Raw genomic sequence first — 17,657 nt, 5'->3', positions numbered from 1 at the left:
GTCAGCTCTGTTGTAGTTTTTAGATCAACACTGAAATCATTCAAATCACGATTGTTAATTCCGATAATTTCGGCCTCTGTTTTAAGGACCCGTTCCAACTCATCCAGATTATGAACCTCAACGATCACTTCCAGCTTAAGTTCTCGGCAGAGAGTCAAAAAGCTCTCCAACTGCTCATTATCTAAAATAGCTGCAATTTTAGCACCAAATCAGCTCCGATAAAAAAGCTTTCATAAATCTGTAATGGATCAATAATAAATTCTTTGCGTAAAATTGGCAGTTCAGTCAGCTCTCTCATCTGCTGTAGAATCTGATTACTTCCCTGAAAAAATTTCTGATCTGTTAAAACAGAAATTCCTGCTGCTCCCGCCTGCTCATAGGCTTTTAGCTGAGCAGCTGGATTAAAATTTGGCTGAATTAAGCCCTTGCTGGGTGAAGCTTTTTTTATTTCTGCCAGCAGTGAAATCTGATCTGCAGCCAACTTTTCTTTTAAAGACCTTCGCTTTTGTTTCAGTTCTTTAACTTCCTTTTTTTTATGTTCTACAATTTTATCTAAAATCATTAAGACACCGCCCTGGAACTACTATCAAATGAATTGCTGCACTGAATCAGTTCTTCTAATTTCTTCATTGCTCTACCACTGTCAATTAGTTCAGCGGCTAGTTTAACGCCTTCCTTAAGGCTTTTCACCTTACCCTCTACTAAAAAAGCGGCTGCCGTATTAAGCAAAATCACATCTCTTTTTGGTCCTTTTTTACCTTTTAAAATATCTAAGGTTATTTCTTTATTTGCTTCCGGCTCTCCACCCAGAATCGACTCCAGGGCTGCAGTTTCAAGCCCTACAGCTTCGGCGCTAAAGTTATATTCTTTAACTTCTCCGTCCTTTAAGTAAGCTGTTTTATTTTCTCCAGCCAGTGATAGCTCATCAATCCCTCCAGCTCCATGGACCACCATTGCTGACTTCAAACCTAAGTTTTTAAGCACATGAGCCAGCGGCATTACCAGTTCTTCTTTGTAAACTCCAAGCACCTGATAATCAGCCTTTGCTGGATTGGTCAGAGGTCCTAAGATATTAAAAATCGTTCTTAAGCCAAGCTCCTTGCGGGGGCCAATTGCATATTTCATTGCCTGATGAAAATGAGGCGCAAAAAGAAAGGAAATTCCAATCTGATCCAGACATTTACCTGCTGCCTCCGGACTTAAATCAATTTTTACTCCCAGCGCCTCCAGCAGATCAGCACTACCGCTTTTTGAAGAAACGGAACGGTTGCCGTGTTTGGCAACATTTAGACCACCTGCTGCCATCACCAGAGCTGTAGTTGTAGAAATATTAAAAGTACCCTTCTCATCTCCACCAGTTCCACAACTGTCGATTAAATCTTTAGCGTTAGTTTTGACTCTTGCCGCCTTATTCCTCATCACACTGGCCGCTCCGGTTATCTCATCTATTGTTTCTCCCTTCATTCTTAGCCCAACCAGAAATGCTGCCAGCTGACTATCTGTTGTTTTACCTTCCATCACCATTGACATTGCTTCTTCCATCTCTGCTAAAGTTAAATCCTCTCTACTCACTACTTTATCTAAATGTTTGTTAAACATATTCTCTCCTCCTCTATTGCTGCTACTCATCTTAGCTAATCTTTTTTATATTTTAAAAGTTTTGAATTAAATCTTTAAAATTCTCTTAAAATTACAGTTCAAAATTTTATTCTCTAAATTAAAGTTCTAAAAAATTCTTAATCAGTTTTCTTCCTGCTTCAGTCAGTATTGATTCCGGATGAAATTGAACTCCATAAACGGGATATTCCTTGTGTTTTAAAGCCATGATTTCACCTTGGTCACTTTCTGCCAGCACCTCAAGTTCATCACTCAAGCTCTCGCGATCAACTATCAATGAATGATAGCGGGTTGCCCGAAAACCATCTTTAATCCCTGCAAATAGTTTGTCAGCTTTAGTTTTTTTAATAGCTGAAGTCTTGCCATGTATAATTCTATCTGCCTCAATCACCTCTGAACTAAAAACTTCTCCAATACACTGATGGCCGAGACAAACGCCTAAAATATCAATTTCACCCTTAAAATACCTAATTAGCCCTTTAGAAATTCCTGCATCATCGGGCCGACCAGGTCCAGGCGAAATAATAATTTTATCCGGAGCCATAATTGCAGCATCTCCAAGACTCAACTTATCATTACGCATAACCTTAACTTGATCAAATTCCTCCAGCAGATGGACTAAGTTGTAGGTAAAAGAATCATAATTATCAATTACTAAAATCACGAATACCATCCTTTCTAACCACTTCTAGAGCATCAAACAAAGCCTGCCCTTTATTAAGTGTCTCCTCATATTCTTTGACTGGATCAGAATCAGCAACAATTCCAGCACCAACCTGCAGGTTAAGCCTCCCTTCAACTAAAGAAAATGTTCTAATTGTAATACAGCTGTCTAAATTACCATTGAAGCTTAAATAGGCTACCGTTCCTGCATAAACACCCCGCGCTTCTTTTTCAAATCCATCAATCAGCTCAATTGCCTTAATTTTTGGAGCACCAGAAACCGTGCCGGCTGGAAAAACTGCCTTTAAAACATCAAGACTGTCCAAACCTTGCTTAAGATCAGCTTCCACCTGAGAAACAATATGCATTACCTTTGAATAAAATTCAACTTCCATTAACTCTGTTACTTCAACACTTCCAGGAGCTGCAATTCGACTTAAATCATTACGGCCTAAATCTAAAAGCATTGTATGTTCTGCCTTTTCTTTTTCATCATTTAAAAGATCTTTTTTTAATTTTTGATCCTCTTTAATGTCTTTGCCTCTGGGTCTGGTCCCTGCCAGCGGTCGAGTCATTACTCTCTGATCTCTAACTCTAACCAATACCTCCGGTGAAGAGCCAATGATTTTAATCTCAGGAAAATTAAGATAAAAAGAATAGGGTGAAGGATTTACTGATCTTAAAGCCCGATAAATTTTAAAAGGTGGCAGATCATTTTCTATTGAAAATTTTTGGGATAATACAATCTGAAAAATATCTCCTGCTTTAATATGATTTTTAGCCTTTTCCACCATCTTTTTATATTCTCTTTTTGTAGTATTGGACTTCAATTTTCTATTCGCTTTTGTATCCGACTTAACTTTTTCTGGCCTTAATTTTGAATTATTGTTTTCAATCTCAGCTTTAATTTTAGCAATTTCAGCTTTAGCATCAAGATACATTTCTGCTTTTTCCTCAGGTCTTAAGTTTTCATCTATTTCAATATTATTGATGATTTTAACAGTATTATGAAGATGATCATAAGCAATAATAACCTTACTCATTACCAGCAAACTTAAAGGAGTATTATCTTTCTTTAACCCCTTTCCAACTTCAAGGTGATAAATATCTTCCCATTTTTCAATCATCTCATAATTAAAATAACCAACAAAACCGCCTGAAAATGGAGGCAGTTTTTCATTTTCATAAACTTTAAGTTCAGCCAACTGCTGCTGAAGATACTCTGCTATCTCCTGTCCAAGCAGTTTCTCGGTTTTTCCATCTCTAATTACTTCTAGATGATCATCATGATTTTTAAGAACTGCTGCCGGTTCAAGGCCGATAAAAGAATAGCGGTCATTTTCCGAGCTCTCTAAAAGATAAGTATAATCTTTAGTTAAAGCTAGTTTTTTATATAAGGAAATTGGTGTCTCAATGTCTGCAATAAATTCATCATAAATTGGAATCAGATTGTATTCTGCTGTTAATTCTAAAAATTTAGCTTTATTTTGCATCTCTCTCCTCCTCGTAAAATATAATATTATTTCTACTCTGAAATCAAAAAACGGCCAGGGCTTGGTTAAAAGCCTGACCGTTGTTATTAGAGATTTTAAAATATAATTTTAAATACCAAAATTCTGTTTTAGTCGTGAATTGAAAAAATCAATACAATCACTGTTTTGCTAAAACAAAAAAGCCACATTTATATATAAATAGATATAAACCTGGCCCATTAGTTACAATATTGGCTCTGCTAATCTCATCTCTAACTCTGCTCTACTAATCTAGGCTCTTCTTGTTTCTAATTTTTTTAATTATAACTTAATCATTTCAATAAGTCAAGAAATTAATTTTCAATCAACCTAAAGAAACATCTAAAAACATCATCACTGCAAACCCGAGCATCAAGCCTGTTGTAGCAAGATGACTGTTCCCTTCTGAGTTGGCTTCGGGGATTAACTCTTCTCCCACAACAAAAATCATTGCACCTGCAGCAAAAGCCAAAGCATATGGTAAAATTGGTCTCATATAATAAACTCCTGCAGCTCCCATAACTCCAGCAATTGGTTCAACGACACCTGACATTTGTCCATAAGCAAAACTCTTCCTGGAAGAGAGACCTTCTCTTTTTAGCGGAATAGAAACTGCTGCACCTTCAGGAAAGTTCTGTAATCCAATACCTAATGCCAGGGCGACAGCTCCAGCAATAGAAGCAGAAGAAATATTAACTGCTGCTGCACCAAAAGCCACTCCAACTGCTAAACCTTCTGGAAAATTATGCAGAGTAACTGCTAATACCAGTAGAACACTCCGCTGCCATTTAGTTTTAATCCCTTCAGGTTCACTATTGGCTAAAGCAGGGTGTAAGTGCGGCAAAACCATATCAACAAACCGTAAAAATATACCCCCCATTAAAAATCCAATTACAGCTGGAATCCAGCCTGGTACTCCCAGGTTTTCGGAAATTTCTATTGCCGGGGCCAGCAAAGACCAAAAACTGGCTGCTATCATTACTCCAGCAGCAAAGCCAAGCATACTATCAAGAAGTCTTCGATCAACATCATTAAAAAAGAAAACAATTCCAGCTCCCAGAGCAGTTACAAGCCAGGTGAATAATGTAGCCAGCAGTGCCTGCATAATAGGTGATAAATTACTTAAAAAATCAATAACCATTATTAACATCTCCATTTTTTATTTATCTTTAATAAATTATTATATCTTAATCATTTTGTGCAATTAAAATGCAAAAGTTCTAGAATAAAAGCAAACTAACTGCCATTACTCCCATTCCAGCTATAAAACCATAGATTTCCTGATGTTCTTTACCATATTTTCTCGATGTCGGTAATAATTCGTCAATAGAAATGTAAACCATAATCCCTGCTACTGTACCAAATAAAAATCCAAAAACCATATCATTAAAGAGTGATCGCAGAACAAAATAACCTATCAAAGCACCAAAAGGCTCTGCTAAACCAGAAATAAATGAATAAAATAAGGCTTTCTTTTTACTCCCTGTAGAATAATAAATAGGAACAGATACAGAAATACCTTCCGGAATATTATGAAGAGCAATCGCAATTGCAATAGAAATTCCTAAAGCTGGATCACTTAAAGCTGCTGCAAAAGTAGCCAGTCCTTCAGGAAAATTATGAATAGCAATTGCCAAAGCTGAAAAAACTCCCATTCTTTCCAACTCCTCATTATCTTCAAAATCATCAGCTTTTAAATGAGACAAATCTCGGTCAGAACGAGGTTCATGTGGATTTTCATATTCAGGTACTAATCTATCAATTAGAGCAATAATTAAAATTCCTACAAAAAACGAAAGTACTGTTATCCACTGGCCTTTTCCCTGACCATAATATGAAATTAAAGCTTCTTCAGCTTTAAAAAATATTTCTACAAATGAAACATAGATCATAACACCTGCAGAAAAGCCTAGAGAAATAGATAAAAAAGAAGAGTTTCTTGTTTTACTAAAAAAAGCTAAAATACTACCAATACCTGTTGCTAAACCTGCAAAAAGAGTCAACAAAAATGCAAAGACTACCGGATCCATCAAATCTCTCCCTTCTATATAAATCTTTTATTTATCCGAAATTATATAATCTTCCCGTTTTTTATTTTAAGTAGTTATTAATTATAATCATACAATAGATAAAAGATAATTAAAAGAAAAATCATCATATTCTAAATATAGACTATTGACATCACAAATTTTATCAAGTATAATATAAATCATAGTTTATATAAACGATAATTTATATTGAGGTGATCATAATTAATAATAAGGATATAAATAAATTATCTGAGCTGTTCCAATTATTAGCGGAAAAAAATAGATTAAAAATACTTTTTGCTTTAGAAGCTGAACCACTTTCGGTTACAGAAATAACCAAAGTGACTGAATTATCACAGCCATTAGTTTCTTTTCATTTAAAGGCCTTAAACGAGGCCGGCTTGATAGAAAAATTCAGAAAATCATCTTTTGTTTTTAATAAACTGTCAGATAAAAATTTATTGTTTTTAATTAAAAGTTTTATTAATTTTAGTGACGGAGAATTTGAAAAGAAAGAAAATAAAAGTGATTCTACTTTTCCTTTTCCACCATTTTGTCCACCCTGGAAATAGTATTTTTTTAGTGAATTAATTAAATTATATCAAAATGGAGGTAAAATTTATGACAGCAGGTTGTTGTGGCGGTAATGAAAACAAAGAAAATAATGGGGGTAATAATATGATGCCTGATATGGCAAAAAAAATGATGTCTAATATGCAGAATAAAGGTTTTAGTCCACAGGAAATGTGTGAAAAAATGACTGCTTCAGTTGAAAAAACAGCAAAATTAGCTGGGCAGGCAAACGATGAGGTACAGATGCTTTTTGAAGAATGGGCTGAGCAGGTTGAAAAAGAATTACTCGATTTATTAAAGAATATCCAAGAAGATAAAAATGATTTTGATGCAGGAGAAGCTGCTGAATCTTTAAAGGTTAGCGAAGATACTGTGCTCTTTTTCTTGAGCAGATTAATTAAAAATAAAAAAATTGAAGTAACATCTTTAAAATTAAAGTAAAGGAGGGATTTGATTATGCCATTTTTCTATAGTGGAATCTGGATGCTGCCAATGTTTATTATGCCGATAATGGCCTTTTTGATGATCACTTTTCTTTATAAAAAAGGATTTTTCGATACTATTATTAATACATTTAATGAGCAAAAAGCGAATTCTAATTTCAACCAAAATGATTTATTAGAAAATAAGAATAAAGATGTTTTTGAAATTATTAATTTAAGATATGCAAAAGGTGAAATATCAAAAGAAGAATATCAAGAATTAAAAAACGAATTAAGTAATTGAATTTAATTAAAGCCCAACTTTAAAGTTGGGCTTTTTTAAAATTTCTTAAGTTTAAATAACAAAAATATTTTCTCTATAATATTCCAAAACCAATTAATAGACCGGCCATTATACCAGCATTAGCAAAGTGACTGTGCATATTATTGGACTGAGGAACTAATTCATCATTAACAATGTAAACCATTGCACCGGCTGCAAAAGCAAGTGACCCTCCAACTAAACTTGCAGAAATATTAAAGATTGCTAGTCCAATTAAAGTACCAAGTGGAGTCATCAATCCTGCAATTAAAGTGAATATCAGCAGTCTCAAATTATCAATTCCTCCAGCCTTAAGCGGTCCAGCAATAGCAAGGCCCTCCGGTATATTATGAAATGCGATTGCAACTGCAATCAAAACCCCTACTTCTGGGCTTGACTCAAAACCAGCGCCAATTGCCAGTCCTTCTGGTAAATTATGCAGCGCAATCCCAAATAAAATTAAATAACCAGTCCTTAAAATTGGATTGTCAACATGAATTTTTTCTGGATTTTCAACATCCAAATGATCAGCAGATGATAAATGTGAATGTGGTACCACCTTATCTAAACTCCACATCATTAAAGCACCAAGTAAAAATCCAATTATTGTAATAGTCATTGAACCTAAAATTAAAGCCTCTGGCATCAACTCAAAAACAGAAATAGCAAGCATAATTCCAGCTGCAAAACCCAGCAGTGAAGCAAGCGTTTTATTGCCAGGTTCTCCAAAAACCATTAAAACAAAAACGCCAATTATTGTTGATGTCCCTGCAAAAAAACTATATAAAAGAGTTTCCATAAATTTAAACCCCCAATTTTCTGTATTCAGTAATTATTATTAATTATTATATATATCATACAATAGATCGAAAAAAATTAAAAGTAAAATTCACAATTATAAACTGGAAGCACTTTCACTAATTAAATTTTTCTGATATAATTTAGCTGAAAGGCAGGTGTTAATTTTGAAAAAATATTTTGAAGTTGATGAATGGAAAATCATTGAAAATGGTTTTGATCAAAATTATAACAGAGTTACTGAAAGTGTAATGAGTCTTGGTAACGGTCATATGGGTCTACGTGGTAATTTTGCCGAGAACTACAGTGGAGACAGCCTTCAGGGAACATATATTGCAGGAGTTTACTATCCAGATAAGACAATAGTTGGTTGGTGGAAAAATGGTTATCCAGAGTATTTTGCTAAAATTGCCAACGCAGCTAATTTCATTGGTGTTAATTTAAAAATAGATGGTCAGGAAATTGATTTAAATAAAGTTGATTTCACTAATTTTAAAAGAGTATTGAATATGAAAGAAGCATATTTAGAAAGATCTTTTACAGTTCAGTTGGAAGATAATAGAGTCGAGGTTGTAGAAACTCGTTTTTTAAATCAAAAAAATAAAGAATTGGCTGCCTTAAAGTACAAACTGCGCCCACTTGATAAAGATACTGAAATAGTATTAACACCTTATCTTAATGGTGATGTTAAAAATGAAGATGCTAATTATGATGATTTTTTCTGGAAAGGTCTAGAAAAGAAAAATAATAAGGGTAAAGCTATGCTTTCAATGAAAACTAAAAAATCAGATTTTGTTGTTGCTTCAGCAATGACTTGGGAATTGAACAAAAACGACCGCAAAGTTGAACTATTAACTGGACCAGGAGCAGAAAATTACGTTGGTAATAGAATTACTTTTGAAGCTGAAGTTGGAGAAGATGTTGAGTTAAATAAATATATTGCAGTCTGCACCAGCCGTGATTATAAAGATGACCAGGTAAGTAAAAAAGCAGAAACTAAGGTTTCTGAAGCATCATTTCGCGGTTATGCTGAATTATTTACTGAACATAAAAAAGCCTGGAATAAAATCTGGCAGGATAGTGATATCAAAATAGAAGGAGATCCAGAAGCGCAGCAGGGAATTCGCTTTAATATTTTCCACTTAAATCAGACTTATACCGGCCATGATCCTCGTTTAAATATTGGGCCTAAAGGTTTTACTGGAGAAAAATATGGTGGTTTAACTTACTGGGATACCGAAGCTTACTGTCTACCTTTCTATCTTTCTACCCACAGTGAAGATGTTGGGCGCAATTTATTACTATACAGATATAGACACTTACAAAAAGCTGTAGAAAATGCAGATAAATTAGATTTAGATGGTGCCCTTTATCCAATGGTGACTATTAATGGTGAGGAATGCCATAATGAATGGGAAATCACTTTTGAAGAAATCCATCGCAATGGGGCCATTGCTCATGCAATTAAAGATTATGTTGATTATACTGGAGATGATTCATATATAAAAGAATACGGAATCCCAGTTTTAGCTGAAATTTCTCGTTTTTGGGCAGATAGAGCTCACTTTAATCCTCGCAAAAATAAGTATATGATTCTGGGCGTAACTGGCCCTAATGAATATGAAAACAATGTAAATAATAATTGGTATACCAACCGGCTTGCAGTTTGGACTCTAAATTATACTCTTGAGAATTTAAATAAACTTAAGCAAAATGATCCTGGGAGATACGAGGAATGGATTGCTGAACTTGAAATTAAAGAATCAGAACTCGAATTATGGCAGGATATGACAGAAAAAATGTACTATCCGTATCTTGAAGAATATGATATTTTTGCTCAACAGGATGGCTATTTAGATAAAGAACAAAAACTGGTTTCAGATTTAGATGAAAAAGACATTCCACTGCACAAAAATTGGTCCTGGGACAGAATTTTACGATCTACGTTTATTAAACAGGCTGATGTGCTGCAGGGAATCTATTATTTTAAAGAAGATTTTGACCAGGAAAGTATTGCTCGCCATTATGATTTTTATGAACCAAGAACAGTCCATGAGTCATCTCTTTCACCATGTATTTATTCAATCTTAGCTGCTGATTTAAAGCGTGAGGAAAAAGCATATCAGTTATATTTAAGAACAGCCCGCTTAGATCTGGACAATTATAATACTGACACTGATGATGGCCTGCATATTACAAGTATGGCTGGAACCTGGATGTCAATTGTAAAAGGTTTTGCAGGTTTTGAAGTTAAAAATGACCAGGTAGAATTTAGACCATTTTTACCTAAAGCCTGGAATGGATTTAACTTCATGATTAAGTTCAGAGGCCGCAGAATTAAAGTAAATGTTAATCAAGAAAACAGCACTTTTTCTTTAGAAACAGGAAAAAACCTAAAGGTCAAGGTTTATGAAAAAGAATATGAATTAACTAAAAAAGAAAAAATTACAGTTGAAAAATAATTATATTAAATAAATATAATTAAACAAACGAAAGCTCCAGCAGAATTTAATAAATTACGCTGGAGCTTTTTTTATATTTCTTTTTTAAGCAGCTCTTTAAATTCTCTTAAACTTCCCCGCCACTCTATAGGATAATCGCAAGCGCCTCTTTCAATTAATTTATCTTCAATAATTAGAGTTGCTATTCCTAAATCAGCAGCAACCGCATCTTCTTTTAAATCATTGCCAATCATCAGGCAATTTTCCGGATTTACATTGATCTTTCCTAAAATTTCTTTATAATAATTTGGATTAGGTTTAGCATAGCTCATATTTTCATAATGAGTTAAAAGTTCAAAATCAGCTGGATTAATACCTGTCCAACTTAATCTTTTTTCAACTGCTTCTTTAGGAAAAAGCGGGTTGGTTGCTAAAACAAGTTTTTTATCTTTATTTTTCAAATACTCAATGATTTCCAAAGGATTCTCTCTATCAATTTCAAAATGTTTTTCTAAAGCTACAAACTCATTTTGATAAAATTGATCAAATCTTTCTTTTATTTTTGCAGCTTCTTCTTTACTTTTAACTTCTATTTTCTCCATAAAAGCTTCCATAAAAGCCTGCTGATTACTGCGGCTGCCGTCATTCTTTATCATTTTCTCAGTTGAGTCCATTAAAAGTTTAATAAAATCATCCTGCTTTTTACATAAATCTTCAAATTTGGACGATAGAGCTCCAAAATAATATTTTAAAAATTGATCTGTCTCTATTGTTAATAATGTACCATCTAAATCAAAAAGAAAAGCTTCTTTATTTTTAAACAAAATTTGGCCTCCCTAAATTTGTGTTTATATTTATTTTTAAGTTATTAATTTAAAATTTTTCCATCAATGGCAAAAAATCTGTCTCATCAATTAAAATATCAACAAATTCTTTTAAATATTCATGATCTAATTCATCAAAACGTGATTTTTTAGGACTGTCAATATCTAAGACAGCAATTACTTCTCCCCCGACTATTATTGGCAGCACTATTTCTGATTTAGAATTAGGATCACAGGCAATGTGGCCTGGGAACTCATGCACATCATCCACCAACATTATTTTACGCTGGGAATAAGCTGTGCCACAGACACCTTTGTCTTCATCAATTCTGACACATGCTGTTTTGCCCTGAAACGGACCCAAAACAAGTTGATCCTGTTTCCAAATATAATACCCAGCCCAGTTTATATCACTCATAAACTCAAACAACAAAGCAGAACTATTTGCTAAATTAGCCAGCCAATCCCCTTCAGGTTCAATTAAAGCTTTTAAAGCCTGATTCATATTTTGAAGTTTTTCTTCTTTTTTAATCATTATAATCATTCCTTTCTAATTAAATTTAGAAACATTATTTTGCCCCTCCCCGGGGCAAGCCCACGAGGTTTGCGGCAGACTTTCGCTCTATTACTACATATAGTTTTTTAGAAATTCAAAAATAATGGTACTAAGATAGGAACTAGTGTTGAAAGTACTGCTCCACTGATGAACGCTGGAATAACAACTGCTTCTCCACCTGATTCCTTAACTAGCGGCAGGGTTACATCCATTGTTGTTGCCCCACCCGGTGCAATTGCTGCTAAACTTCCAAAATATTTAGCAACTACAGGCAGTACCATTACTGTCATCAACTCTCTAAAAACATTAGTTAAAAATGCCAGTGATCCTAATTCTGCACTATGTAATTTAGAAATTAAAACTCCAGATAAACTATACCAACCAAAACCAGCACCAACTGCCGCTGATTCTCCAGCTGAAAAGTTAAATATTAAGCCAATTATAACTGCTCCCAGTATAGATCCAACAGCTATTAAAATTGGAATCACAATTAGTTTCCAGCCCATAAGTCTTAAATCTTCAATAATCTCACGGCTTGCTCCAATATCAATACCAACTCCAAAAAGTAGTACTGCTAAAGAATAATTAGTTATTGAATCTAAAAAGTTAGCTTCTCCACCATTTAAAAGAAAATATCCTGCTAAAATACCTAATACAACCGAAGAAAAAATAAGAATTGTCATTGTATTGTCAGCACTTTGCTCTTCAATTTCAGCTTCTGTATCTGGGTCAGCTCCCAATAGCAGATTATTTAAATCCATAATTTTCACAAATATAACTACTGCTAAAACACTAAAGATAATACTAACTGCTGCAAAAATAAAAGCTTGAAAACCAATCTCTCCAAGCTGTCTAAAAATCTGTTCATTACTACCTAAATTTGCTCCCATTGCCAGCAGTAAAACTACAAGACCAATTTTAGTGATTAAATCTGCAAATTTAACAAAGTAATTTTTTTCATCAAGAAAAAACCCTAAGAATATTCCGGTAAACAAAAAGAAAATAATTAAATAAAAATCCAAATTTAACCCTCCAATATTATTCTATATAGTTTTTAGTGACATATTGAGAAGTCATTGCTCTTAACATGGCACTATAGTTTATTTTAAAAGTCAAAACATCTCCAACCTCTAATTTTTGATCTACTTCTGTAACATCAGTAATCAAATGATCACTACTACAGCCTAAGACTTTAACTCCTTCTAATCCTGGATAAAGACCATTATAATCTATATCTTGTTTACCAACTGCTAAAATAGCACGCCGGCGTAGCCCTTTGTCTTCTATTATCTGACCCCTTCCCTGACCACCAAAAGCCATTTCTCCTTCGGGATCTGAAGGTTTTTCTTTTAACTCAACTATTTCTGCCTGTAGACGAAAATTATAATGATTAAAGCCATCAAGCAAACTCTCATTTATAATATCTGTTCCAAGCAATATTGCTTCTCCTACTCTTAAATTAGTTATTTCTTGGGCTAGATATTGATCTTTTAACAGCCTTAAAGTTGCAGTATTGCCAGCAGATAAAATATCCAGTTTTCTTCCAATTTTATTTTCTAGCTCTTTTTTTATCTTAATTAATTTATTGGTGTTTTTTTCATCTGGAATAATTCCTGCAAAACAGCCCAAGTTTGTTCCTATGCCTTTAAGTGTTACGTTATTCATAGCTTCAATTTTCAAAGCCAAATCTTCTAAATCAGCGGCTAAAACGCCTTCTCTTCTGTCACCAATGTCGACCATAATTATCAAATCAATTTCTTTATTTAAAACTTCAGCTTTATCAGAAATCAAAGCTGCAGTTTTTAATTCAGTTACTAAAGAAACATCTACATTATTAACAATTTCTTCTATTTCAGATGGCATTGGAATTCTAAGCATTAACGCTTCTCCTTGATAACCGCTTTTTCTAAATTTTTGAATGTTTTCGATACGGGAATCAGCTATACTTTTGATACCTGCTCTCTGATACGCACTAAAAACATTTGTATCACCTGCAAATCCTTTGACTACTGCTGTTAATTTTATGTTCTTTGAATCTAATTCTTTTTTTAATTTTTTTGCATTTTCTTCTATTTTATTTACATAAACATCAAGCTGTGGATAATTCAATTAAAATCCTCCTTGTGAAATAGTATTTCTGAATGATATATTTATAAACTATAATTACATTATACTCTACAAAAGCTGATTCTTCAATTATTAGAACTTAGAAGACATAATGATTATAAATTTTTTACTTAAAATATATCTAAAAATAAAAAGACTACCAATAATAAAATTAATGGCAGCCTTAATCTATAAGATATATTTATTTGTAAATACATATAAATACTAAATTCTTTCTAATAATTTTTTTAGTTATTTAAAGCTTTTTCAATCTCTGCAGCTACTTTTTCAGCTTTAAAGCCTAGTTCTTCTCCAACTTCCTGACCTTTTCCACTTAAACCAAAGCGGTCCAGACCAATTACTAAACCATCACTACCGACTAACTTATACCAGCCACCTGTTACTCCGGCTTCGATAGCTACTTTTAATTTTGCTTCAGGTAATGGATGTTCGGCAGCATATTTTTCTAATTTTTGTCTTTCTGGTACTGACATAACAGCTGCTTTGATCCCCTTATCTGCTAAAAGTTTAGCACTTGCTTCAGCTAAGTTAACCTCACTACCGCTGGCAAAGATAATTGTATCTGCATCTTGAGGGTCACTAACAAAATAGCCACCATTATTATAGTTATCAAGACCCTGATATTTTTCAATATGATTTAGATTCTGTCTGGTTAAAATTAAAGCTGTTGGCTGATCTTTTGTTTCTAATGCTTCAACCCAGGCAGCTTTTGCTTCTTCTTCATCTCCTGGTCTTAAAACCTTAAGTCCTGGAATAATTCTTAATGCTTCCACATGTTCTATTGGCTGATGAGTAGGTCCATCTTCTCCAACAAAAACAGAATCATGGGTAAAGACATAAATCACAGGCTGTTTCATTAAAGCAGCAAGCCTAACTGCAGGTTTCATATAATCAGAGAAAACAAGGAAAGTCGCTGCAAACGGACGCAAACCAGCATGTAAGGCTAAACCATTGGTAATCGCTCCCATTGCATGTTCTCTAACTCCAAAACGGAAGTTTCTGCCGCTGTAGCTACCTTTTTGTACTTCTCCATATTCAGCATTATAAGTTTTAGTAGAAGGTGCCAGATCAGCTGAGCCACCTACTAAATAAGGAATAATTTCAAATGCTTTAGATAAAGCTGCTCCTGCTGATTTTCTAGTTGCTATTGGAGCCTCTATTTCTAAATCCATTATTTCTTCTTTTAAATCTACAGGCAGTTTAAGTTCCATTGCCTGATCCCATTCTTTTTTGAGCTTAGGATTTTCTTTAGCCCACTCAGCAAATTCTTTTTCCCAGGCCAATCTTTGATCCTGCATCTTTGCAGCATGAGCACGGAAAAATTCCTTTACTTCATCTGAAATATAAAATTTCTTATCTACCGGTAAATCAAATTTTTCTTTTAAACCTTTAATTTCTTCTTCGCCTAATGGTGCCCCATGAGCATCGCTTGTATCCTGCTTTGTAGGTGCTCCTAAAGCAATATGGGTTTTAGCCATAATTACTGTCGGTCTATCTTTATCTGATTTGGCCTGATTAATTGCATCTCTTAGCTGTTCAATATCATGACCATCAATATTTTCTATTACCTGCCAGCCATAAGCTTTAAAACGATCAGCTACAGATTCTGTAAAAGCTAAGGTTGTGTTTCCAGCAATTGAAATATCATTATCATCATAAATAGCAATTAACTTATCTAGTCCTAAATGACCTGCAAGTGATGCGGCCTCAGAAGTAATACCCTCCATCATACAGCCATCACCCATAATTGTATAGGTATAATGATCAACAATATTATGCTTTTCAGTATTATATTTAGCAGCTAACATTTTTTCTGCTAAGGACATACCAACTGCATTTGCAAAACCCTGACCTAATGGTCCAGTTGTAGTTTCTACTCCATCAGTTTCTGCGTACTCTGGATGGCCTGGTGTCTTAGAATGAAGCTGTCTAAATTCTTTTAAATCATCCATTGAAACATCATAACCGTTAAGGTGCAAAAATGAATATAAAAATGCTGAACCATGTCCGGCTGAGAGTACAAAACGATCTCTATCAGGCCAGTCTGATTTTGAAGCATCAATATTCATTACCTCTCCAAATAATAATGCACCAATATCAGCACAGCCAATCGGCATCCCTGGATGTCCTGAATTTGCCTTTTCTACAATATCTGCAGATAAACCTCTTACTATCTTAGCAACTTCTTTTAACAAAGCTATCACTCCTGAAAAAATTTATTATTAACTTTTATTTTTTTAAATCAAAATAATATATTATCAATTTTCATTATTTAACAACTAAAACTGAAGTTTTGGACTCCCTTACAATCTTTTCTGTAGTACTGCCTAATAATTTATCTTTTAATTTTGTATCACCTTTATCTGCTATCACTAATAAATCAAAATTATTTTCATCAGCGTATTTACAAATATCTTCAGCTGGATAATTACCCTCTTTAACTACTCTTTTAGTCTCTAAACCCTTTTCTCCCAATTTGCGTTCACACTGACCATAGACCATACTACAGGTTTTTAAAGCTTTATTTTTTTCAGATTTTTTTATATTTAAATTTTCTTCAGTCGTTTCTAATTTTTCTTTGGAAGTAATTAAGCCCATTTCATTACTAACTATTGTTATAAAAGTTACTTCTCCTTTACAGAGCAGAGCTAGTTCTTGAGCTTTTTGAGCAACTTTCGAACAGCTGTCAGCACCTTTAATCGCAACTAAAATCTTTATCATTTACTTTTCACTCCTCAAAAAATATTTTGGAAATATAAATCAATTCTATTAAAATTTTTGGCCACATAAATATAAAGATTTTATCATTTAACTATTTTATCAGAAAATAATTCTAAATACTTATTATAATAAAATAAATCCTCTCTATTATCTAACTCTTTAACTTGAATTTTATCTGACTGAATAGTTATAAATTTACCACTATCACCTTCTAATATTTTATCTACAGCAGCATTCCCCATTCTTAAAGCTAAAATTCTATCACTCGTTGTTGGAGATCCTCCTCTTTGCTGAAATCCCAATAATGAATGTCTGATTCTATAACCTAATTCACTTTTTAATTTTTCAATAAAGTTATCAGATCTACTTATACCTTCTGCATATAAAATAACACAATCATTTTTTTTACTTAAAACATTTCTGATATTATTTGCTATACACTTAATTGATGGATTTTCTTCAGGAATGATTATCAAATCTGCTTCTGCTGCCATTCCAGCCATTACTGAAATCCAACCACTTCTTCTACCCATTGCTTCAACCGCAAAGATTCTGGGCTTATCTGTATGAAAAGAAACTGCTGTATCTTTAATATTATCAATACTTTTTGTAACTATATCACAGGCACTGCTAAAGCCAATACTTAAATCACATCCATTAATATCATTATCTATAGAACTGGGAACCCCTATGATTTTCATATCTGTTTTTTCAGCTAAGGCTTTTGCTCCCTGAAGTGAACCATTACCCCCGATAACCACTAATCCTTCAATACCTCGAGATTCTAAAATTTTAATGGCTAATTTTTGGCCTTCATTAGTTTTAAATCTTTTTGAGCGGGCAGATTTTAATATAGTGCCACCTCTTTTACAAATCCCTTCAACATCTGCTGCCTGCATCTCAAAAAATTCATCGTTAATCAGGCCTTTATAACCTTTTTTGATCCCTATTACACTTATTCCATTTGACTTTGCTCTATTGAATACAGCATAAATTGCAGCATTCATGCCAGGAGCATCGCCTCCACTTGTTAATATTCCAATTTTTTTCAT

General features: G+C 33.6%; 18 protein-coding genes and 1 pseudogene. 4 read left to right on the top strand and 15 right to left on the bottom strand.

The features are described from left to right. The 7 genes and pseudogenes from HSACCH_RS14305 to zupT form a co-directional block, all read right to left on the bottom strand. Positions 1–158, bottom strand: a pseudogene (locus HSACCH_RS14305) (indole-3-glycerol phosphate synthase TrpC); the annotation flags it as partial. 23 nt (positions 159–181) lie between these two features. Then, a complete protein-coding gene (locus tag HSACCH_RS08420; protein ID WP_005489171.1) occupies positions 182–562 on the bottom strand; it encodes an indole-3-glycerol phosphate synthase TrpC in 381 nt (126 codons plus the stop codon). After that, positions 562–1,599: an anthranilate phosphoribosyltransferase gene (trpD, locus tag HSACCH_RS08415; RefSeq protein WP_005489170.1), complete on the bottom strand. Its 1,038-nt coding sequence runs from the start codon at positions 1,597–1,599 to the stop codon at positions 562–564. The genes HSACCH_RS08420 and trpD overlap by 1 nt, the downstream gene beginning before the upstream one ends. A 118-nt stretch (positions 1,600–1,717) precedes the next feature. Then, positions 1,718–2,281 (bottom strand): anthranilate synthase component II, encoded by a 564-nt coding sequence (locus HSACCH_RS08410; protein WP_005489169.1) that lies wholly within the window; start codon positions 2,279–2,281, stop codon positions 1,718–1,720. Continuing rightward, the gene (locus HSACCH_RS08405) at positions 2,265–3,773 is read right to left on the bottom strand and encodes an anthranilate synthase component I family protein (protein ID WP_005489168.1); all 1,509 of its coding nucleotides are present in this window, start codon (positions 3,771–3,773) and stop codon (positions 2,265–2,267) included. The genes HSACCH_RS08410 and HSACCH_RS08405 overlap by 17 nt, the downstream gene beginning before the upstream one ends. 343 nt (positions 3,774–4,116) lie before the next feature. Beyond that, positions 4,117–4,932, bottom strand: coding sequence for a ZIP family metal transporter (locus HSACCH_RS08400; RefSeq protein WP_005489167.1), 816 nt, complete (start codon positions 4,930–4,932; stop codon positions 4,117–4,119). A gap of 79 nt (positions 4,933–5,011) precedes the next feature. Then, positions 5,012–5,821: a zinc transporter ZupT gene (zupT, locus tag HSACCH_RS08395; RefSeq protein ID WP_005489166.1), complete on the bottom strand. Its 810-nt coding sequence runs from the start codon at positions 5,819–5,821 to the stop codon at positions 5,012–5,014. 212 nt (positions 5,822–6,033) lie between these two features. Between zupT and HSACCH_RS08390 the strand changes: the two genes are divergently transcribed. The 3 genes from HSACCH_RS08390 to HSACCH_RS08380 are packed head-to-tail and all read left to right on the top strand — an operon-like array spanning position 6,034 to position 7,120. Beyond that, complete coding sequence (locus HSACCH_RS08390) at positions 6,034–6,393, top strand: ArsR/SmtB family transcription factor (protein WP_005489165.1); 360 nt, start codon at positions 6,034–6,036, stop codon at positions 6,391–6,393. Positions 6,394–6,442: 49 nt separating this feature from the next. Then, entirely contained in the window at positions 6,443–6,835 is a 393-nt protein-coding gene (locus HSACCH_RS08385) for a hypothetical protein (protein WP_005489162.1), read from the top strand. Between the two features lie 15 nt (positions 6,836–6,850). Continuing rightward, positions 6,851–7,120 carry an SHOCT domain-containing protein gene (locus tag HSACCH_RS08380; RefSeq protein WP_005489160.1) on the top strand — a complete coding sequence of 90 codons (270 nt, stop codon included), beginning with the start codon at positions 6,851–6,853 and terminating at the stop codon, positions 7,118–7,120. A gap of 73 nt (positions 7,121–7,193) precedes the next feature. Here HSACCH_RS08380 and HSACCH_RS08375 read toward each other — a convergent pair whose 3' ends face one another. Beyond that, positions 7,194–7,937 carry a ZIP family metal transporter gene (locus HSACCH_RS08375; protein WP_005489159.1) on the bottom strand — a complete coding sequence of 248 codons (744 nt, stop codon included), beginning with the start codon at positions 7,935–7,937 and terminating at the stop codon, positions 7,194–7,196. 166 nt (positions 7,938–8,103) lie between these two features. Here HSACCH_RS08375 and HSACCH_RS08370 point away from each other — a divergent pair, with 166 nt between their 5' ends. Then, positions 8,104–10,398 (top strand): family 65 glycosyl hydrolase domain-containing protein, encoded by a 2,295-nt coding sequence (locus tag HSACCH_RS08370; RefSeq protein WP_005489157.1) that lies wholly within the window; start codon positions 8,104–8,106, stop codon positions 10,396–10,398. A gap of 71 nt (positions 10,399–10,469) precedes the next feature. Here HSACCH_RS08370 and HSACCH_RS08365 read toward each other — a convergent pair whose 3' ends face one another. The 7 genes from HSACCH_RS08365 to HSACCH_RS08335 all read right to left on the bottom strand — a co-directional run bounded on the left by HSACCH_RS08365 (position 10,470) and on the right by HSACCH_RS08335 (position 17,657). Further along, on the bottom strand, positions 10,470–11,201 hold the full coding sequence (locus HSACCH_RS08365; protein WP_005489156.1) for an HAD family hydrolase: 732 nt from the start codon (positions 11,199–11,201) through the stop codon (positions 10,470–10,472). 49 nt (positions 11,202–11,250) lie between these two features. Next, positions 11,251–11,736, bottom strand: coding sequence for a GAF domain-containing protein (locus HSACCH_RS08360; protein ID WP_005489155.1), 486 nt, complete (start codon positions 11,734–11,736; stop codon positions 11,251–11,253). A gap of 107 nt (positions 11,737–11,843) precedes the next feature. Then, positions 11,844–12,779, bottom strand: coding sequence for a lysine exporter LysO family protein (locus HSACCH_RS13780; protein WP_005489154.1), 936 nt, complete (start codon positions 12,777–12,779; stop codon positions 11,844–11,846). 16 nt (positions 12,780–12,795) lie between these two features. After that, the gene (locus HSACCH_RS08350; protein WP_005489153.1) at positions 12,796–13,866 is read right to left on the bottom strand and encodes an alanine/ornithine racemase family PLP-dependent enzyme; all 1,071 of its coding nucleotides are present in this window, start codon (positions 13,864–13,866) and stop codon (positions 12,796–12,798) included. Between the two features lie 245 nt (positions 13,867–14,111). Then, positions 14,112–16,079, bottom strand: coding sequence for a transketolase (tkt, locus tag HSACCH_RS08345; RefSeq protein WP_005489152.1), 1,968 nt, complete (start codon positions 16,077–16,079; stop codon positions 14,112–14,114). Between the two features lie 73 nt (positions 16,080–16,152). Then, a complete protein-coding gene (locus HSACCH_RS13595) occupies positions 16,153–16,605 on the bottom strand; it encodes a universal stress protein (RefSeq protein WP_005489151.1) in 453 nt (150 codons plus the stop codon). A gap of 83 nt (positions 16,606–16,688) precedes the next feature. Then, positions 16,689–17,657, bottom strand: coding sequence for an ATP-dependent 6-phosphofructokinase (locus HSACCH_RS08335; protein ID WP_005489149.1), 969 nt, complete (start codon positions 17,655–17,657; stop codon positions 16,689–16,691).

Source organism: Halanaerobium saccharolyticum subsp. saccharolyticum DSM 6643 (assembly GCF_000350165.1).
GTDB classification, from domain to species: domain Bacteria; phylum Bacillota; class Halanaerobiia; order Halanaerobiales; family Halanaerobiaceae; genus Halanaerobium; species Halanaerobium saccharolyticum.
The sequence above is the reverse complement of the archived record's forward strand: the minus strand, read 5'-3'. Positions and strand labels throughout refer to the sequence as shown.

What these genes read in the sequence shown, in the direction of transcription:
- HSACCH_RS08420 (WP_005489171.1), bottom strand. Translation starts at nt 562, where the DNA reads ATGATTTTAGATAAAATTGTAGAACATAAAAAAAAGGAAGTTAAAGAA.
- trpD (WP_005489170.1), bottom strand. Translation starts at nt 1,599, where the DNA reads ATGTTTAACAAACATTTAGATAAAGTAGTGAGTAGAGAGGATTTAACT.
- HSACCH_RS08405 (WP_005489168.1), bottom strand. Translation starts at nt 3,773, where the DNA reads ATGCAAAATAAAGCTAAATTTTTAGAATTAACAGCAGAATACAATCTG.
- HSACCH_RS08400 (WP_005489167.1), bottom strand. Translation starts at nt 4,932, where the DNA reads ATGGTTATTGATTTTTTAAGTAATTTATCACCTATTATGCAGGCACTG.
- zupT (WP_005489166.1), bottom strand. Translation starts at nt 5,821, where the DNA reads ATGGATCCGGTAGTCTTTGCATTTTTGTTGACTCTTTTTGCAGGTTTA.
- HSACCH_RS08385 (WP_005489162.1), top strand. Translation starts at nt 6,443, where the DNA reads ATGACAGCAGGTTGTTGTGGCGGTAATGAAAACAAAGAAAATAATGGG.
- HSACCH_RS08380 (WP_005489160.1), top strand. Translation starts at nt 6,851, where the DNA reads ATGCCATTTTTCTATAGTGGAATCTGGATGCTGCCAATGTTTATTATG.
- HSACCH_RS08375 (WP_005489159.1), bottom strand. Translation starts at nt 7,937, where the DNA reads ATGGAAACTCTTTTATATAGTTTTTTTGCAGGGACATCAACAATAATT.
- HSACCH_RS08360 (WP_005489155.1), bottom strand. Translation starts at nt 11,736, where the DNA reads ATGATTAAAAAAGAAGAAAAACTTCAAAATATGAATCAGGCTTTAAAA.
- HSACCH_RS13595 (WP_005489151.1), bottom strand. Translation starts at nt 16,605, where the DNA reads ATGATAAAGATTTTAGTTGCGATTAAAGGTGCTGACAGCTGTTCGAAA.
- HSACCH_RS08335 (WP_005489149.1), bottom strand. Translation starts at nt 17,657, where the DNA reads ATGAAAAAAATTGGAATATTAACAAGTGGAGGCGATGCTCCTGGCATG.